General features: G+C 62.8%; 20 protein-coding genes and 1 pseudogene. 15 read left to right on the forward strand and 6 right to left on the reverse strand.

From position 1 onward, the window contains the following. From EOC93_RS27725 to EOC93_RS27745, 5 genes are all read right to left on the reverse strand, one after another. Positions 1-780 (reverse strand): inositol monophosphatase family protein (locus tag EOC93_RS27725; RefSeq protein WP_164759300.1); only part of this gene is annotated, 780 nt, incomplete at its 3' end. A 40-nt stretch (positions 781-820) separates the two neighbouring features. Continuing rightward, complete coding sequence (efp, locus tag EOC93_RS27730) at positions 821-1,387, reverse strand: elongation factor P (RefSeq protein WP_095487427.1); 567 nt, start codon at positions 1,385-1,387, stop codon at positions 821-823. Between the two features lie 113 nt (positions 1,388-1,500). After that, entirely contained in the window at positions 1,501-2,472 is a 972-nt protein-coding gene (locus tag EOC93_RS27735; RefSeq protein WP_127206221.1) for a tetratricopeptide repeat protein, read from the reverse strand. A 61-nt stretch (positions 2,473-2,533) separates the two neighbouring features. Then, a complete protein-coding gene (locus EOC93_RS27740) occupies positions 2,534-3,181 on the reverse strand; it encodes a thiamine phosphate synthase (RefSeq protein WP_127206211.1) in 648 nt (215 codons plus the stop codon). 134 nt (positions 3,182-3,315) lie between these two features. Further along, positions 3,316-4,245 (reverse strand): DMT family transporter, encoded by a 930-nt coding sequence (locus tag EOC93_RS27745; RefSeq protein ID WP_126104531.1) that lies wholly within the window; start codon positions 4,243-4,245, stop codon positions 3,316-3,318. A gap of 133 nt (positions 4,246-4,378) precedes the next feature. Between EOC93_RS27745 and EOC93_RS27750 the strand changes: the two genes are divergently transcribed. The 10 genes from EOC93_RS27750 to EOC93_RS27795 all read left to right on the forward strand — a co-directional run bounded on the left by EOC93_RS27750 (position 4,379) and on the right by EOC93_RS27795 (position 11,558). Then, positions 4,379-4,828 (forward strand): Lrp/AsnC family transcriptional regulator, encoded by a 450-nt coding sequence (locus EOC93_RS27750; RefSeq protein WP_095487421.1) that lies wholly within the window; start codon positions 4,379-4,381, stop codon positions 4,826-4,828. Positions 4,829-4,941: 113 nt separating this feature from the next. Beyond that, positions 4,942-5,712, forward strand: coding sequence for a sulfite exporter TauE/SafE family protein (locus EOC93_RS27755; protein ID WP_127206212.1), 771 nt, complete (start codon positions 4,942-4,944; stop codon positions 5,710-5,712). Between the two features lie 342 nt (positions 5,713-6,054). Continuing rightward, positions 6,055-6,459, forward strand: coding sequence for a hypothetical protein (locus EOC93_RS27760; protein ID WP_126104533.1), 405 nt, complete (start codon positions 6,055-6,057; stop codon positions 6,457-6,459). 389 nt (positions 6,460-6,848) lie between these two features. Then, the gene (locus EOC93_RS27765; protein ID WP_095487415.1) at positions 6,849-7,379 is read left to right on the forward strand and encodes a DUF1465 family protein; all 531 of its coding nucleotides are present in this window, start codon (positions 6,849-6,851) and stop codon (positions 7,377-7,379) included. A gap of 85 nt (positions 7,380-7,464) precedes the next feature. After that, positions 7,465-7,971, forward strand: coding sequence for a crossover junction endodeoxyribonuclease RuvC (gene ruvC / locus EOC93_RS27770; RefSeq protein ID WP_126104534.1), 507 nt, complete (start codon positions 7,465-7,467; stop codon positions 7,969-7,971). Between the two features lie 160 nt (positions 7,972-8,131). After that, on the forward strand, positions 8,132-8,401 hold the full coding sequence (locus EOC93_RS27775; protein WP_126104535.1) for an AbrB/MazE/SpoVT family DNA-binding domain-containing protein: 270 nt from the start codon (positions 8,132-8,134) through the stop codon (positions 8,399-8,401). Next, on the forward strand, positions 8,379-8,798 hold the full coding sequence (locus tag EOC93_RS27780; RefSeq protein WP_127206213.1) for a type II toxin-antitoxin system VapC family toxin: 420 nt from the start codon (positions 8,379-8,381) through the stop codon (positions 8,796-8,798). The genes EOC93_RS27775 and EOC93_RS27780 overlap by 23 nt, the downstream gene beginning before the upstream one ends. Positions 8,799-8,825: 27 nt before the next feature. Then, entirely contained in the window at positions 8,826-9,446 is a 621-nt protein-coding gene (ruvA, locus tag EOC93_RS27785; RefSeq protein WP_127206214.1) for a Holliday junction branch migration protein RuvA, read from the forward strand. Between the two features lie 43 nt (positions 9,447-9,489). Next, the gene (ruvB, locus tag EOC93_RS27790; protein ID WP_127206215.1) at positions 9,490-10,527 is read left to right on the forward strand and encodes a Holliday junction branch migration DNA helicase RuvB; all 1,038 of its coding nucleotides are present in this window, start codon (positions 9,490-9,492) and stop codon (positions 10,525-10,527) included. Positions 10,528-10,649: 122 nt separating this feature from the next. Further along, the gene (locus EOC93_RS27795) at positions 10,650-11,558 is read left to right on the forward strand and encodes a metallophosphoesterase (RefSeq protein ID WP_127206216.1); all 909 of its coding nucleotides are present in this window, start codon (positions 10,650-10,652) and stop codon (positions 11,556-11,558) included. A gap of 6 nt (positions 11,559-11,564) precedes the next feature. Here the strand turns inward: EOC93_RS27795 and EOC93_RS27800 are convergent, their stop codons facing one another. Beyond that, complete coding sequence (locus tag EOC93_RS27800) at positions 11,565-12,815, reverse strand: cellulase family glycosylhydrolase (RefSeq protein WP_127206217.1); 1,251 nt, start codon at positions 12,813-12,815, stop codon at positions 11,565-11,567. A gap of 133 nt (positions 12,816-12,948) precedes the next feature. Between EOC93_RS27800 and ybgC the strand changes: the two genes are divergently transcribed. From ybgC to tolB, 5 genes and pseudogenes are all read left to right on the forward strand, one after another. After that, positions 12,949-13,422 (forward strand): tol-pal system-associated acyl-CoA thioesterase, encoded by a 474-nt coding sequence (gene ybgC / locus EOC93_RS27805; protein WP_127206218.1) that lies wholly within the window; start codon positions 12,949-12,951, stop codon positions 13,420-13,422. Positions 13,423-13,701: 279 nt separating this feature from the next. Beyond that, complete coding sequence (tolQ, locus tag EOC93_RS27810; RefSeq protein ID WP_095487401.1) at positions 13,702-14,412, forward strand: protein TolQ; 711 nt, start codon at positions 13,702-13,704, stop codon at positions 14,410-14,412. A gap of 9 nt (positions 14,413-14,421) precedes the next feature. Beyond that, positions 14,422-14,880, forward strand: coding sequence for a protein TolR (tolR, locus tag EOC93_RS27815; RefSeq protein ID WP_127206219.1), 459 nt, complete (start codon positions 14,422-14,424; stop codon positions 14,878-14,880). 7 nt (positions 14,881-14,887) lie between these two features. Continuing rightward, complete coding sequence (locus EOC93_RS27820; RefSeq protein ID WP_127206220.1) at positions 14,888-16,045, forward strand: energy transducer TonB; 1,158 nt, start codon at positions 14,888-14,890, stop codon at positions 16,043-16,045. Positions 16,046-16,085: 40 nt separating this feature from the next. Beyond that, positions 16,086-16,327 (forward strand): annotated as a pseudogene (tolB, locus tag EOC93_RS27825) (Tol-Pal system protein TolB); the annotation flags it as partial.

The raw sequence follows: 16,327 nt of genomic DNA on the forward strand, positions 1-16,327 counted from the left end.
CTTCACGACCTTCAGCAAAGCGCGCTGGATGATCTCGTTGCCGGCGACGACCGAGCCGCCATCCAGCATGTTCTGCCCGCCGGCGAAGTCGGAGATGAAGCCGCCCGCCTCGCGGATCAGCAGGATGCCGGCGGCAACGTCCCAGGCCGACAGGCCGGTTTCCCAGAACCCGTCCATGCGGCCGGCCGCGACGTAGGCGAGATCGAGCGAGGCGGAGCCGAGGCGGCGCACGCCCGAGACTTCAGCCATCACGTTGCGCAGCTCGACCAGGAAATTGCCGTGCTGGCCGCGGCCGAGATGCGGCACGCCGCAGCCGATCACAGTATCGATCAACTTGGTGCGGCCGGCGACCCGCAGGCGGCGATCATTCATGAAGGCGCCGCCGCCGCGCTCGGCGGTGTAGAGCTCGTCCATCGCCGGATTGTAGACGACACCGGCAACGATCTGGCCCTGGCGCTCCAGCGCGATCGAGATAGCGAACATCGGAATGCCGTGCAGGAAATTGGTGGTGCCGTCGAGCGGGTCGACGATCCAGCGGTGCTGGCCGTCATCGCCTTCGATCAGGCCGCGCTCTTCCATCAGGAAGGCGTAGCCCGGCCGCGCCTTCGACAGCTCGGTGAAGAGGATGTCTTCGGCCTTGCGGTCGGCCTGGCTGACATAGTCGCCTGGGCCCTTCATCGAGACCTGCAGGTTCTGCACTTCGCCGAAATCGCGCGACAGCGAGCGGCCGGCCTTCATGGCGGCCTGGACCATGACATTGAGGATCGCGGAACGCGCCATTGTGCTTCTTCCTGCTGCGCTTCTTCCTGCTGCCGGCGCCTTAGTCGGCGCGGCGCACGTAAGTGATTTCGTTGGTGTCGACGATGATGCGCTCGCCCGAACCGATGAAGGGCGGCACCAGCACGCGGATGCCGTTCTCAAGTATCGCCGGCTTGTAAGACGAGGCCGCGGTCTGGCCCTTCACCACCGGATCGGCCTCGGTGATGGTCAGCGTTACCTGGTCGGGCAGCGAAATGCCGATCGGCCTTTCGTCATAGAGCTGGACCGTCACCATCATGCCGTCCTGCAGGAAGGCGGCGCGGTCGCCGACAAAGTCCTTCTGCAATTCAAGCTGCTCGTAGCTTTCGGTATCCATGAATACCAGCGCTTCGCCCTGCTCGTAGAGGAAGGAAAAGTCCTTCATCTCCAGCCGGATCTGTTCGACGGTTTCGGCGGAGCGGAAACGCTCGTTGAGCTTGGTGCCGTTGATCAGGTTCTTCAGCTCGACCTGGTTATAGGCGCCGCCCTTGCCGGGCTTGACGTGATTGGTCCTGACCGCCACCCAAAGGCCGCCATCATGCTCGATGACGTTGCCGGGACGGATTTCGTTGCCATTGATCTTGGCCATGAGGATGTGATCCGGGATGAGATTTTCGCAATGAAAGCGATTTGGTGCCTCCAAGACCACAAATCTCCGGGAGAGGCAAGGGAGTGGCGGGCGCACAGCCATCCCGTGGCGCTCTACGGCAGGCGGTTGGCCTTCTGCAGTGCCTGCTTCGTCTGGTCGTCGGTCAGGCCCTGCAGAAAATCGTCCATCTGCGGGTCGATGAGCCCGGCACGGCGGGCGACGACGTACCAGGCGCCGGCAAGGATCGGATCCGGATCGGTGCCGATGCCGCCCATGTAAAGCTTGGCGAGGCGGTTCTGGGCGGCGACATTGCCGCCTTCGGCGGCCTGCTTCATCCAGCCGAAGCCGGACTTCAGGTCGCGGGCGCCACCACGTCCTTCGATCATCCAGGCGGCGAGATCGATCTGTGCCGTATCGTAGTTCTGCCGTGCTGCCTGTGCCAGCAGGCCTCGCGCCTGGACATCGTCGCGCGGCTTGCCGCCGACGCCATTGGCATAGACCTGCGCCATCGCATACTGCGCGTCGGCAAGGCCGGTAGCGGCGGCGCGCTGATAGTAGGACACGGCCTTTGCGATGCCGGCATCGCCGGGATCCTGCTGGACCAGCAGCTGCGCGAAATTGAACTGCGCCAGACGATTTCCGGCCTCGGCGGCGGCCTGCATCAGCGCGTAGGCCCCCTTTTCGTCCTTCTTGACGTAGCGGCCGTCGAGCAGCATCAGCGCATACTGGAACTGCGATTCCGGTACGCCCTGCTCGGCGGCAAGCGCGTACCACTTTGCCGCCTCCGCCGCGTTGACCGGCATGCCAAGACCGCGCGACAATATCTCGGCGACTAGCGTCTGCGCCGCCGGATCGCCGTTCTGGGCGCGGACCAAGGCGAGGTTGTAGGCCGTCTTGTAAAGGCCGCGCTGGAAGGCGCCATAGGCAGAATCCGACGGCTTTGCACCAAAGCGATCCGGATTGATGGCGTCGGCCGACGGCAGCGGGGCCGTGGTTGCAGGCTGCGGCAGCGGCGTGGCGATCGGCTTGTCCGTCTTTGCACCGACGTTGGGCTTGGCTTGCGGCAATGGGACGGTTTCCGCCATGGCGGTCTGCACCGCGAGCGCCACAAGCAAAGCACCGAAAAGGATTGTCCGCGTGGGCACGTCAGTCCTCGAAACGCGGCGCGGCCTCGTCGAGCAGCGTATTGGCGCTGGCGACTGCCATCTTTGGATCGACGCCTTCGGCAAAGATGGCGCTGGACAGCGCCACGAATTCGGCGCCGGTGGCAGCCACCGCTTCCACCGAGGCGAGGTCGGACCCGGCCATGACGATACAAGGAATCTGGATCACATCTGCCCACCATTGCCCCAGCGACAGGTTGCGTGGGTGCGGCTCCGGCTTGTTGTCGTAGCCGAAACGGCCGAAGAAGATGTAGTCGGGCCTGAGCTCGCCGAGTTCCAGCGCATCGTCGCGGGTCTTGGCGCCGCCGGTGCCGACCATCATTTTTTCCTGAAAACGTTCGATCGTCTCGGCGAGTTCGGCCTTGCCGACCTCGATATGGATGCCGTCGGCCTGAACGCGGCCGGCGATGCGGGTGTCGCCGGCAATGACGACGGCAACGCCTGCCGCTTGCGCCGCCGGCACTATCTGTTCCGCGAAGGCCTGGAAGGAGGCCTCGTCCATGCCGTTCTCGGGCAGGATAAGCGAGGCGACGTCGCCGCCCTCGAACGCCGCAACGATGCGCTCAGCCGGCACGCCGGGCGGCGCGATCAGCACGATGCGGCAGCGATTTGGAGGCGTTGCGTCGTTCATTGGTTTTCGATCCCGGTTTTCGCCTATGCCGGGCGAAGATGGTTGCATTGCGGCATAGAGCAAAGTGCCGGCCTTGAACAGGCGGGCGGGGCAGGATCATTGGCGCAGGATTGTCGTCCGGCGACGTTCTTGCCTCACTTGATTGCCTGAGTGCTCCCGGCTGGGGTCTTCGATTTCCACAGCGTCCAGCCAAGATTCATGCCGGCGGCGGCGATCAGGATGGCGGCGGCGCCGACGATCTGGGCCGGATGCAGCCGGTGGCCGAAGGCGACGACATCGACCAGGATCGCGACCACGGGGTAGATGAAGGACAGCGACCCCTGCAGATGCGTCGGCAGTTTCTGAATGGCGCCGTACATCAGGATGTACATCAGACCGGTATGGACGACGCCAAGCGTCGCCAGCATGCTCCAGCTCCACGCATCGGCGGGAAGTTGGGAAAAATTGGCGAAGGGTGCCAGCATGACGACGCCGACGCAGACCTGGATCAGGGCGATCAGGTGCGGTGGCGTGCCTTTGAGCTTCTTGGTGACGATGGCGGCGACGGCCCAGAAGAAAGCCGCACCCAGCGCCATCGCGATACCGGTAAAATAATCCGTGCCGACATTACCTGTATTGGGGCCTGCATCGGAGCCGGCATCAGGCGAGCCTTGCACGATCAGCAGCATGCCGGCAAAGGCGATGCCAAGCCAGGCCAGCTTTGTCATGGTCAGCCGCTCTGAGAAGAAGAGCGCGCCAAAGCCGACCAGCATGAAGGGCTGCGTGTTGTAGACAGCCGTGGCGATCGAGATCGAGGCGCGGGAAAACGAGCTGAACAGGAGCAGCCAGTTGACGACGATGGCAGCACCCCCCAGCGCCGCGATCGCCACGATGCGCAGTGACAGCCTGCCGCGCAGCAGCCCCAAGGCAGCGCAGATGATCAGCAGCGTTATCGCGCCGAAGGCACAGCGCCAGAAGACGACGTCCATGATGGGCTGGCCCGACATGACGACGAACCATCCGATCGTGCCCAGGATCGTCATTGCGGCCGTCATTTCGATCGTGCCACGCACCGTGCTGTCCATGAAATACCCCTGAGATCTGTTGAGACTTGATAATCTCACATGGTTCCGGCGCGTTCCATGATTTGCAGAAGGTGTTATCCCTGCTTTGCCTAATTAAGTGAGGCAAATCTCGTTTTCGATTGCGGATCGTAAAATGCTGGACGACCTGGACAAAAAGCTTCTCGACATCCTGATCCGGGATTCACGAACCTCGCTGAAGGAGTTGGCCCAGCAGGTCGGGTTGTCGTCGCCAAGCGTTTCGGAGCGGCTCCGACGTCTCGAGGATCGCGGCGTTATCAGGGCTTTCACCGTCGAGATCGATCCCCAGGCGCTCGGCTACACCTTGCAGGCGATCGTTCGCATCCGGCCCTTGCCGGGCAAGCTGCATATCGTCCAGAAGCTGATCGAGGAGATCCCGGAGTTTGGCGAATGCGACAAGGTGACGGGCGACGATTGCTTTGTTGCCCGGCTGTTCGTGCGCTCGATCGGCGATCTCGACAAGCTCCTCGACCGTATCGCCGACAAGGCCGAAACCAGCACAGCCATCATCAAGGCGCAGCCGATCCGGAGGCGCCCGCCACCGCTCGACATGCCAAACATCTGACAGGCTCCGGTGGCTGACGGGCTCAGGCGCATTGCGCTCGTATTTTGCGGTCGCGGCGTGCACATTTCTGGTCTATTCCCGAGGCCAACCTTCCCTCCAACTGCTCCCCTCAGATGTCAGGCCTGCTTCTCGATCCGTGGTTCTATGCCGCCGCCATTCCAGCCGTCATCCTGGTCGGTCTGTCCAAGGGCGGCTTTGGCGGTGCGGTCGGCTTCGTCGGCGTGCCGCTGATGGCGCTGGCCATGCCGCCGGTCCAGGCCGCCGCCATCCTGCTGCCCATACTGTGCCTGATGGACATCGTCTCGGTGTGGACATGGTGGGGTGTCTACGACCGCAAGATGCTTGCAGACATGATGCCGGGGGCGGTGATCGGCATCGGCCTCGGTTGGCTGACCGCGGCGCTGGTGACAGCGGAAATGGTGCGGCTGATCGTCGGCGCCGTGGCGATTATCTTCGTGCTTCGCTGGGTCTATCTACAGATGCGGCACGGTGCAAACCACTCAGCCGAGCCCAACCGCGCGGCTGCCGCCTTCTGGGGGACGGTCGCGGGCTTCACCAGCTTCGTCGCCCATGTCGGCGGCCCGCCCTTTCAGGTCTATGCGCTGCCGATCCGGCTCGATCCGAAAGTGCTGTCGGGCACCGCCGCCATCTTCTTTGCCGCCACCAACGCATTGAAGCTCATCCCCTATTTTGCGCTGGGGCAGTTCGACACCACCAACCTGACCGCGTCGGCGGTTCTGGTACCGCTGGCGCCGCTCTCGACCATCGCCGGCGCCTGGCTGGTGCGGCGGATGCGGCCGGAATTGTTCTATCCATTCACCTACGCGACCGTGGCGGTCGTCGCGGTCAAGCTTCTGTGGGACGGGATCACCGGCCTTCTATAGATCGCCGCCCATGGAAGCTGCCGCCGGCAGCTTCACCACAGATTTCAGGCGGCGCTCGGTATCAATCGGCACGTTCCGCCGGGGCGAGAGCAATCCCGGTGGTCAGGACCCAGCGCCATGCCCGCCCAGGATGGTGATATCGTTCAGCGTCGGCTTCAACACCATGTCTCACCGCGCTGTTTTCTGCTATTCTGACCAACGCCGGGGAAGGGTCGGGCGCGATGCGGCATCGTCCAGAAACATTGCCGATGCTAATGCGCCGATGCCGGGGACCCCGGTGGCGGGTCGACCGCCTGAATTCAACCCATTCCCATAAGGGGAAAAGGCAAATCGGGGGATACTATGCAAAAGGTAGCACGAAATTTCTTCACGCTGGCCGTCATCTACGCGATGTTCGGGATGGCGCTTGGCCTTGAGATGGCGATCAGCAAAGACCATGCGCAGATGCCGACCCACGCCCACATCATGGTGGCCGGATGGCTGATGTCGGCGGTGTTCGCCTTCTTTTACCATCTGTTTCCGGCAGTCGGGCAAAAGACGCTCGCTACTGTCCATTTCTGGTTGACGGCAATCAGTGGCATCGGCCTGTTGATCGGCCTTTACATCATGCTTGGCGGAAACCCGGCGATCGAGCCACTGGTGGCAACGTCCTCGATGGGCTTTTACGCGGGATTGCTGCTGTTTGCCTACATCGCACTGCCGGTGGTTTGGAAAGCCGAGCGGCTTCCTGAGGCGCAAAAGGCCTGAGCCCAAAGGGTTGAGCCCGGGCCTGAGCATGTGCTGTTACGGCACAGGCGGGCGGCGCTAGATCAAAAAATATCCGCGCCGTTAAGGCTTCATTAAGCTTTACAGGCGTTTACTATGTGCATCCAGTGATCTGGATTCTTACCGAGTGGTTGGAGCCACTTTGTTTGACGCCTCCCTGTTAAACTCCTGAGAGCCGCCTTATCCGCGGCTCTTTTTTTGCCCGCAATCCGGATTGCCCGGGCGTCTGCGCCGCCGTTAACCGTTTGTTAAACATGTGCTTGCCTTCACCCGCTCCGAAGCGCATTTTCAAGCCTCGGTCATATAGGGTGCAGGACGTGACGGCGATGACGCCGATTCGGCCGGCTGTAAGGCAAGTGCAGGGCGTATCGATGAACGAGACTTCGAAGGGAAGCGCGAAAACCATCAAGCTGGCGGAGCGCCGGGTTTTCTCCCAATCCTTCAAGCCGCTCTACCAGGAAGGCATGGGCCTGGTCGAGCAGGCGGCCGAATATCTGGACGGCAAGGGCCGGGCCGAGGCGAAGAAATTGTCCAGGCTGGCGGCGACGCTCTATGCGGCCGAGTCGATGCGACTGACCACAAGGCTGATGCAGGTCGCTTCCTGGCTGCTCTTGCAGCGTGCGGCGAATTCCGGAGAGATGACCCGCGATCAGGTTGCTTCCGAAAAATCTAAGGTGCGTCTCGACACCGCTTCCGCCAACAACGATGCCGCAGGCTGGGTCGAATTGCCCAAGGATTTTCTTGACCTCATCAACCGTTCGCTGCGCCTGCAGGCGCTGGTGCGTCGCATGGACGAGGAAATCTACGGCGGCGCCGTGCCTGACGTGTCGCCATCCGGCCGCCGCGTCAATCCGGTTTCCGACCAGATCACGCTGCTCAACACGGCTTTCGCCCGCGGCTAACAGGCTGCTCGGGTGTAGCGAGAGCCTGTTTCTGGTTTGTTCACATTTCGCTGGCATCGCTGTCCGCTAGGGGTAGACTTGGCGGATGGGGGAAGCGATTCGCATCATCGGCATCGATCCGGGGCTGAGGCGCACCGGCTGGGGCATCGTCGAGAGCCTCGGCAATTCGCTGCGCTTCGTCGCCTCCGGCACCGTGCGTTCCGACGACAAGGCGGCGCTGGCGACGCGTCTTTGCCAGTTGCATGATGGGCTCGCCGAGATCCTGCATGCCGCCATGCCGCACGAGGCGGCGGTCGAGCAGACTTTCGTCAACAAGGATGCGGCAGCGACGCTGAAGCTCGGCCAAGCGCGCGGCATCGCCATGCTGGTGCCGGCGCGGGCAGGCCTGGTCGTTGCCGAATATGCGCCCAACGCCGTCAAGAAGGCCGTGATCGGCGTCGGTCATGGCGACAAGAAGCAGATCCACATGATGGTCAAGGTGCTGATGCCGAAGGCTACTTTCGATACCGACGATGCCGCCGACGCGCTGGCCATTGCCATCTGCCATGCGCATCACCGGCAGAGTGTTGCCTATAGGATGGCGCTGGCCTAGAGCGACGAGCGTCCATTTGGACGCACAAAGTACGCTCTAGCACTTTGAATCTATGCATCGTGCTTTCCGAAAATCGATTCCGATTTTCGGGACGATACGATAAGTTTGTTCTTGACTTGTTCTCAGGGTTGGCAATAAGTAATACCTGAGAGGTATTACCATGCGGGTGACAACCAAAGGACAGGTGACGATCCCGAAAGAGATACGGGATCGCCTGGGCATCGGCCCAGGCTCGGAGGTGGAGTTCTTGCCCACTGACGATGGAGTTCGTGTCGTTGCGGTCAACGAAAACATTTCCGAAGAGGAGGCTTCCCGTAGCTTCAGCCGGCTGCTCGATCAGATGGCCGGCACGCTGGATCTGGGAGGGATGACGGCAGACGAGTACATCGAGTGGCTGAGGGGTCCACGTGAAGATCTCGACATTGATTGACACAAATGTCCTGATCGACGTTTGGGGTCCTGCCGGACGGGAGACGAAGTGGTCGGCGTCGGCGATCACCGCATGCCGGCGCGATGGCGCACTCGTTATCAACACAATCGTCTGGTCCGAACTCGCGCCGCTGATAGCGACGGAAGCCGCACTTCGTAAAGCAGTCGAGACGCTCAAGGTGGATCGCGAACTCTTGCCATGGGAAGCGGCGTTCCTTGCCGGCGTCACGCATTCCCGATATCGCCGCGCAGGGGGGCTCCGCGAACGAACGCTGCCGGATTTCTTTATTGGAGCCCACGCCGTCGTTGCGGGACATCGTCTGCTGACACGCGATGCCGCGCGCTATCGCAGCTACTTCCCGGACCTCGACATCATGTCTCCGGAAACCTATCCATGAGGGCCTTGTATCCATGAGAGCCTTGGCATGATCGGCAAGCTCAAAGGCACGCTCGACGAGATCGACGAGGATTTCTGCATCGTCGATGTGCACGGCGTCGGCTATGTCGCCCACTGCTCGGCGCGCACGCTTGCCGCTTTGCCGGCACCCGGCGAGGCGGTGGTGCTGTTCATCGAGACCTATGTGCGCGAGGACATGCTGCGGCTCTACGGTTTCCAGTCGGTGCTCGAGCGCGAGTGGTTCCGGCTGTTGATGAGCAATGTGCAGGGTGTCGGCGCCAAGGTGGCGCTGGCCATCCTGTCGACGCTGGCGCCGGCCGATCTCGCCAATGCCATCGCGCTACGTGATATTGCCGTGGTCAGCCGCGCGCCGGGCGTTGGCAAAAAGGTGGCCGAGCGCATCGTCACCGAACTGAAGAACAAGGCCCCAGCCTATGCAGGCACTGCCTCGGGCACCATCGGCCTGAAGCAGGAACTCGGCGAGGGCGTCGCGCCGGCGCCGATCACCGACGCCGTCTCGGCGCTGGTCAATCTCGGCTATTCGCGCGATACCGCCGCCAATGCGGTGGCGGCAGCGCTGAAAAGCGCCGGTGGGGACGCGGATGCGTCGAAGCTGATCCGCTTCGGGCTGAAGGAACTGGCGCGGTGAGTCTGCGCTTGTCCCGTTCCCTGCCCTGTGCAAGGAAGGCGGCATGAGCCTTTCGCCACGCCTCATTGCTCCCGACAAGCGCGGCGAGGATGCCGAGCAGACCTTGCGGCCGCAGACGCTCGGCGACTTCGTCGGCCAAGCGGCGGTGCGGGCCAATCTCAAAGTGTTCATCGAGGCCGCCAAGGGCCGCAGCGAGGCACTCGACCACGTGCTGTTCGTCGGGCCGCCCGGCCTCGGCAAGACGACGCTGGCGCAGATCATGGCGCGCGAACTCGGCGTCAATTTCCGCTCCACCTCCGGTCCGGTCATCGCCAAGGCCGGTGATCTGGCGGCGCTGCTTACCAATCTCGAAGACCGCGACGTCCTGTTCATCGACGAGATCCATCGGCTCAATCCGGCGGTCGAGGAAATCCTCTATCCGGCGATGGAGGATTTCCAGCTCGACCTGATCATCGGCGAAGGGCCGGCGGCGCGCTCGGTCAAGATCGATCTTGCCCGCTTCACCTTGGTCGCCGCAACCACCCGGCTCGGTCTTTTGACCAATCCGCTGCGCGACCGTTTTGGCATTCCGGTTCGTCTCAATTTCTACTCGATCGAGGAACTAGAGCAGATCGTGCGGCGCGGCGCCCGCATCCTTGCCATGCCGCTCGGCGACGATGGCGCGCAGGAGATCGCGCGGCGAGCACGCGGCACGCCGCGCATCGCCGGCCGGCTGTTGCGCCGCGTGCGCGATTTTGCCTCCGTCGCCGGCGACGGTCATGTCGATCGCCAGATCGCCGACGAGGCGCTGACGCGGCTCGAGGTCGATGCACTCGGCCTCGACGCGCTCGACCGCCGCTATCTCTCGATGATCGCGCGGAATTTTGGCGGCGGGCCTGTCGGCATCGAGACCATCGCTGCAGGGCTCTCCGAGCCGCGCGATGCCATCGAGGACATCATAGAGCCCTATCTAATCCAGCAGGGTTTTATTCAGCGCACGCCGCGCGGCCGCGTGCTGACCGCCAATGCCTGGCGGCATCTCGGCCTCGACGCGCCGAAGGACCTTGCGCAGCAGCAGATCAGCCTGTTCCAGGAAGAGTAGCGTCCGCCGGCCCTTCGTTCCTGCGCAAAATCTCCTAATCCCGGTCAGCTTGCCGGCGCATTTGCGGGCTCTAACGCCTCGCGCTGTGGGACCGTCGATCCCACGAACGACGGAGCTGAGCGATGATCACCAGACGTGGCTTCCTGCGCCTCATCGGCGGTTCGTTCTTATCCGCCGTGTCGCTCAGCGCTTATGCGGTTGGCCTGGAGCCGATGTTGCTGACGCATGTAAAGCGCTATTCATTGACGCCGCCAAACTGGCCTGCAGGATTGCGGCTTCGCGTTGTCGCTCTCGCCGATATTCATGCTTGCCGGCCATGGATGACGCCGGAGCGGATCAGGTCGCTTGCCGAACGGGCGAACACCCTGCAGCCGGATCTGATTGTTCTGCTTGGCGACTATGCATCCGGCACACGCCTGGTGACGGACTGGGTGGATTCCTCCGAATGGGCGCCGGCCTTGTCCGATCTGAAGGCGCCGCTCGGCGTGTGGTCGATCCTTGGCAATCACGACTGGTGGGAGGACCTTTCCGCGCAAAAGGCCGGGTTGGGGCCGACGGTGGCGCGCAGGGCGCTCGAGAGCGCCGGTATCCCGGTCTTAGAAAACGATGTCGTCCGCCTTGAAAAGGACGGGCATGGCTTCTGGGTCGCCGGGCTTGCGGACCAACTTGCGCTGCGGCCGGGCAAAGCCTGGGGCCGCAGCAGATTCAAAGGACTGGACGACCTGCATGGCACGCTGGCAAAGGTGAGCGACAAGGCTCCCGTTATCCTGCTCGCGCATGAGCCGGATATATTCCCGAAGGTCCCGTCACGGGTATCGTTGACCCTTTCAGGCCATACCCATGGCGGACAGGTGCGGTTGCTCGGCTATTCTCCGGTCGTGCCATCCCGCTTCGGCAACCGTTTTGCCTATGGCCATGTCGTGGAGGAGAGCCGCAACCTGATCGTCTCCGGAGGGCTCGGCTTCAGCATCCTGCCGGTGCGTTTTGGGGTGCGCCCAGAGATTCTTTCGATCGAACTGGGTTCAGCCTGAACCGCTTCAATGAAGCGACTTGATCATCTCCATCACATCCGGCTCGGCTTTTTCTCTGTCAAAAGCGTCGACGATGCCGAAGGCGCCGCCATAGCTCCAGACCGACCAAGAGAAGCCATGAGCTTCGGCGCGCGCGACCATGTCCCTGACATAAGCGGCGCGGTATTTGGCCGGCATCACATAGGCATTGCCGTATTCCTGGAGGATCATGCCGAACTCGCCGAGCGTGATGTTCTCCGGTTTTATCCCATTGGCCTTCGCCCAGGCTTCGATAGTCTTGAACGGCGTGTCCATGACAGCGAGCAGCTTCTCATCCGTGTCCATGCTGGCGACCTGCTCGTCGAGATAGGCAAGCAGACCGCTCTGCCGCGCCCATGGCGCCTCGGCCTTGATCCTTGCCCGGATCATATCGAGCGTAGCATCCAGCTGGGCGCGCGGGACGGCGCTGAGCGGATAGGGCAGGCCGGTCACGTAGGGGATGAAGTCGCCGGCCCAGGTCGCGCCCTGGTGGGTCAGCAGGAACGGCTCGTAGGAGTGAAAGGTCCAGATGATGTTGTCGTCGGGGATCGCCTTCGGATCGATCTTTGCCAGCGATGCCGCATTGGAATAGCAGGCGCCGGTCAGGATCAGGGTGAGCTTGGTGGCCGACGAACGCGCAGCCGCGAACAGTTTCTGCTGGCGCTCCGGCCAGAGGCTGGTGACGTCGCTGTCGCAGTCGACGACCGGCTCATTCATCGGCTCGAAGGCGACTTGGCGCGGATCCTCATCGGCCAGCGTGCGCGCCATCTTGCGCACCATTTCGACATAGGCTTCGAACACTTTCGGGTCGTGCATCACCTCGCCCATGCCGATCTTGCGGCTGCTGCCGCTGGGGATCAGATGCATGTCGACGATCACCTTCAAGCCGGCGCGATTGATCATCCGCACCGAGTCCAGCACGCTGGCATAGAGCTCGTCGCGCAGCGCCGCCGTCTCGTCCGACAGGAACGGCGACGGATCGACTGGCATGCGCAGGAAATCGAAGCCGGCGCCCTTCAGCGCCTCGAGGCCATCATCGCCAAGGAACTTGCGCCATTCCGGATAGGGCAGGATTGCCTGCCGGTCGCCCCATTTGTCCTCGCTCGGCCAAGTCGTCCATTGGTCGAGATTGAGGCCGCGCTTCACCGAAAAGCTCGCCGCCTGGCCCGGCAGCGCCAGCGCGGTCAGCACAAGCAGCGCCGCCATCAAGGTCTTGATCATCGCCGTCAACAGTGCCATCGGGTTCATGCGCCAAGCTAATGAGTGTCGCCCAAAAGTGTGTAGCGGCTTTGGGACAACGACACGCACGGAAACAACTACCTAAAGCGCGTCGCGCTTTAGGTGCCCGGTCAGGCCCAAAAAGGAAAGCGCGATGGACGATCATGGTGAATCGGCGGCGCTCGGCGCCGGGCTTTCCGGCGCGCTGACGGAATTCGGCCACCTGCTGATGGCGCGGGTCTATTATGCCGACACCGATTTCTCCGGCGTCGTCTACCACGCGCGCTATCTCGAATTCTTCGAGCGTGGCCGTTCCGATTATCTCAGGCTTGCCGGCGTCCATCACACCGAGCTCGCCAACGGCAAGCATGGCGAAAGAATAGTGTGGGTGGTGCGGCGCATGGAGATCGACTTCCGCGGGTCCGCCCGCATGGACGACATCCTGACCATCGAGACGCGCACCGAGGACATTTCGGGCGCCCGCATCTTCATGGCGCAACAGCTGAAGCGCGGCGGCGAGGTGCTGGTCGAGGCGCGGGTCGAGGCGGCGATCATCGGCGAGAATGGCCGGCCAAGACGTTTTCCGAAGGAATGGATCGCGGCCTTCATGCCCCAAGGCAATGGATAAATTACTGACGCCGATGATCCGCTGACGATGCCTGGGGGCCCGCCCAAGGCGCGGCAATGCGCCGCGCTGTACGTCCTAACCCATCCTTAACCATAACGGTTCATGAAGAGAGTGGTGAAGATTGGAGGAATCCAGCGCCTTCCTTTCACCAACATTTGCCCCGAAAAGGCCGCCAACGGTGCATTTTGGGGTTATTCCGGAAGCTTTGCGCGAACGGACCACAAGGGATGCCCATGGGCCAGCCGCCAGCCGTGCCCGGAAAATCTTAAGGACGTAACCATGGAAAATATCGCACTCGCCGAACCGGGCGCGCATTTGTCGATTTGGGCGCTGTTCATGCAGGCCGGCTGGGTGGTCAAGCTGGTCATGATCGGGCTGCTCTGCGCCTCGATCTGGACCTGGGCGATCATCGTCGACAAGCTCGTCGCCTATGGCCGCATGCGGCTCGCGCTCAATCGCTTCGAACAGGTGTTCTGGTCGGGGCAGTCGCTGGAAGAGCTTTATCGCACGCTCGCAGATCGCAAGACCACCGGCATGGGCGCCATTTTCGTCGCCGCCATGCGCGAATGGAAGAAGAGCTTCGAGAAGGGCGCGAAATCGCCGCTTGGCCTGCAGAACCGCATCGACAAGGCGATGGACCTGGCGCTGACCCGCGAAATGGAAAAACTGGAAGGACGGCTTGGCTTTCTCGCCACCACCGGCTCGGCAGCGCCCTTCATCGGCCTGTTCGGTACCGTGATCGGCATCATGACCTCGTTCCAGGCGATCGCCGCATCCAAGAATACCAGCCTGGCGGTGGTCGCACCCGGCATTGCCGAAGCGCTGCTGGCCACCGCCATCGGCCTGCTCGCGGCTATCCCCGCCGTCATCGCCTACAACAAGCTGTCATCGGACGCGAGCAAGATCGCCGTGCGCATGGAGGGGTTTGCGGACGAGTTCTCCGCCATACTCTCGCGCCAAATCGATGAAAAAGTCGCGCAGAAGACCTGAGGAACAATCATGGGAATGTCTGTAGGCGCGGGTGGTGGAGGACGCGGTGGTCGTGGCCACAGGCGGCGCGGCCGCCATCACGCGATGATATCGGAAATCAACGTCACGCCGATGGTCGACGTGATGCTGGTGCTGCTGATCATCTTCATGGTCGCCGCACCATTGCTGACGGTTGGCGTGCCGATCGACCTGCCGGACACGCAGGCCAAGGCGATGAATGTCGACACGCAGCCGATCACCGTCTCGATCAACTCCACCGGCCAGATATATCTCCAGGAGACCGAAATCCCGATCGAGGAGCTGGTGGCGAAACTGCAGGCGATATCCAAGACCGGCTATGATGAGCGCATCTTCATCCGTGGCGACAAATTGACGGACTACGGCACCGCCATGAAGGTGATGGCCCGCATCTCGGCCGCCGGCTACAAGAACATCGGCCTGGTTTCGCTGCAGGAACAGGATCAGTAGACGCAAGATGAGGACGGGCCTCACCACATCGGTGATCTTGCATACGGTAGCGTTGGCCTTCGGGCTGTTCACGCTGTCGTCGCCGCCTGCCATGCCCGCGTCCGACGTGGAATCGGTGTCGGTCGAGATCGTGCCGATGGAAGCAACCGCGCAGATTCTGCAAGGCGACAAGAAGGCCGTGATGCACGAGAAGCCGGCGCCGGTGCCGACACAGCGCCCCGACATCGTTCCCGATGCCCAGAAGGTCGGCGAGAACAGCGTCGACACCGACAAGCCGATAACGCCGGAAGCCAAGCCCAACCCGGTCGATCTCGCTGAGGCGCCGCCGCCCGCGCCGACGCCGAAAGAGAAGCCGAAGCCCGAGGATGTGCCGAAGCCGAAGGAGCAGCCCAAGCCTGTTCCGGCGACGGAGGTCGCACCGGTCCCGCAGCCGAAGGAAGAGGTGAAGCCGGAGCCAGTCAAGCAGGCGGAGCCTAAGCCGACACCGGCCAAAGAGCCGGCACCGACGCCGCCGCAGGACAAGACCGCCGCCATCGACCCGCAGCCCGAGGTCAAGCCGGACGCCGTCGCCGAAGCAATAACGAAAGAGCAGCCCACCGAGACGACGCAGCTTCCGGACTCTGCGCCCGCCCCGCAGGCGCGGCCGAAGCCGCAGCCGGCCCAGGCCGAAAGCGCCAAGGCGCCGGAGCGCAAGGACGCCGACAAGCCGGTCAAGGAGGCCTCGTCCAAGCCGAAGTCGGAAGACAAGCAGTTCAACGCCGACGAGATTTCCGCGTTGCTCGACAAGCGAAAGCCGTCCGGCGGCGGCGCCAAGCGCTCGACCCAACAGGCATCGCTCGGTGGCGACAAGGATCAGGGCCAGAAGCTTTCAAGGTCGGAGCAGGGAGCATTGGAGGCCCAGCTTGGTGGTTGCTGGACGCTGCCGGCGGGGGTCGAGGGGTCGGAGAATTTCATCGTCGTAGTCCGGTTCAACCTGGACGCCTCAGGCAAGCTGGATGGCCGGCCATCCGTTGAAAAATCGAGCGGAAACCGCCCGTTCGACGAAAGTGCCGTGCGCGCGGTTCAGAAATGCGATGTGGCCGGCCTGCAGGTTCCCGCAGGCAAACAAGACATCTGGGCCGACGTTCGGGTCACTTTCGATCCGAGAGAGATGCTGGGCCTGTAGGCCTAGCGCCCCTAAAATCATTGAAGAGAAGCGAGAAGACATGAAATCCATCCTCAAGCCGCTCCTGATGATCGCAGCGATGGCGCTGGGTATGACTGCCGCCGCCACTTTGCCGGCGCGGGCGCTCGTTGAGCTCAACGTCAACAAAGGCAATGTCGAGCCGCTGCCGATCGCCATCACCGATTTCCAGGGCGGCGATGCGCTGGGTGCGGAGATTTCCGGCATCGTCAGCGCAGACCTGAAACGCTCGGGCCTGTTCGCGCCGATCGACAAGAGCGCCTT

The sequence above is a fragment of the Mesorhizobium sp. M6A.T.Ce.TU.002.03.1.1 genome (assembly GCF_003997275.1).
Lineage (GTDB): Bacteria > Pseudomonadota > Alphaproteobacteria > Rhizobiales > Rhizobiaceae > Mesorhizobium > Mesorhizobium mediterraneum.

Bases quoted from the DNA above. Each gene is read 5' to 3' on its own strand.
- efp (WP_095487427.1), bottom strand. From the start codon at position 1,387: ATGGCCAAGATCAATGGCAACGAAATCCGTCCCGGCAACGTCATCGAG.
- EOC93_RS27735 (WP_127206221.1), bottom strand. From the start codon at position 2,472: ATGGCGGAAACCGTCCCATTGCCGCAAGCCAAGCCCAACGTCGGTGCA.
- EOC93_RS27740 (WP_127206211.1), bottom strand. From the start codon at position 3,181: ATGAACGACGCAACGCCTCCAAATCGCTGCCGCATCGTGCTGATCGCG.
- EOC93_RS27745 (WP_126104531.1), bottom strand. From the start codon at position 4,245: ATGGACAGCACGGTGCGTGGCACGATCGAAATGACGGCCGCAATGACG.
- EOC93_RS27750 (WP_095487421.1), top strand. From the start codon at position 4,379: ATGCTGGACGACCTGGACAAAAAGCTTCTCGACATCCTGATCCGGGAT.
- EOC93_RS27755 (WP_127206212.1), top strand. From the start codon at position 4,942: ATGTCAGGCCTGCTTCTCGATCCGTGGTTCTATGCCGCCGCCATTCCA.
- EOC93_RS27760 (WP_126104533.1), top strand. From the start codon at position 6,055: ATGCAAAAGGTAGCACGAAATTTCTTCACGCTGGCCGTCATCTACGCG.
- EOC93_RS27765 (WP_095487415.1), top strand. From the start codon at position 6,849: ATGAACGAGACTTCGAAGGGAAGCGCGAAAACCATCAAGCTGGCGGAG.
- ruvC (WP_126104534.1), top strand. From the start codon at position 7,465: ATGGGGGAAGCGATTCGCATCATCGGCATCGATCCGGGGCTGAGGCGC.
- EOC93_RS27775 (WP_126104535.1), top strand. From the start codon at position 8,132: ATGCGGGTGACAACCAAAGGACAGGTGACGATCCCGAAAGAGATACGG.
- ruvA (WP_127206214.1), top strand. From the start codon at position 8,826: ATGATCGGCAAGCTCAAAGGCACGCTCGACGAGATCGACGAGGATTTC.
- ruvB (WP_127206215.1), top strand. From the start codon at position 9,490: ATGAGCCTTTCGCCACGCCTCATTGCTCCCGACAAGCGCGGCGAGGAT.
- EOC93_RS27795 (WP_127206216.1), top strand. From the start codon at position 10,650: ATGATCACCAGACGTGGCTTCCTGCGCCTCATCGGCGGTTCGTTCTTA.
- EOC93_RS27800 (WP_127206217.1), bottom strand. From the start codon at position 12,815: ATGGCACTGTTGACGGCGATGATCAAGACCTTGATGGCGGCGCTGCTT.
- ybgC (WP_127206218.1), top strand. From the start codon at position 12,949: ATGGACGATCATGGTGAATCGGCGGCGCTCGGCGCCGGGCTTTCCGGC.
- tolQ (WP_095487401.1), top strand. From the start codon at position 13,702: ATGGAAAATATCGCACTCGCCGAACCGGGCGCGCATTTGTCGATTTGG.
- tolR (WP_127206219.1), top strand. From the start codon at position 14,422: ATGGGAATGTCTGTAGGCGCGGGTGGTGGAGGACGCGGTGGTCGTGGC.
- EOC93_RS27820 (WP_127206220.1), top strand. From the start codon at position 14,888: ATGAGGACGGGCCTCACCACATCGGTGATCTTGCATACGGTAGCGTTG.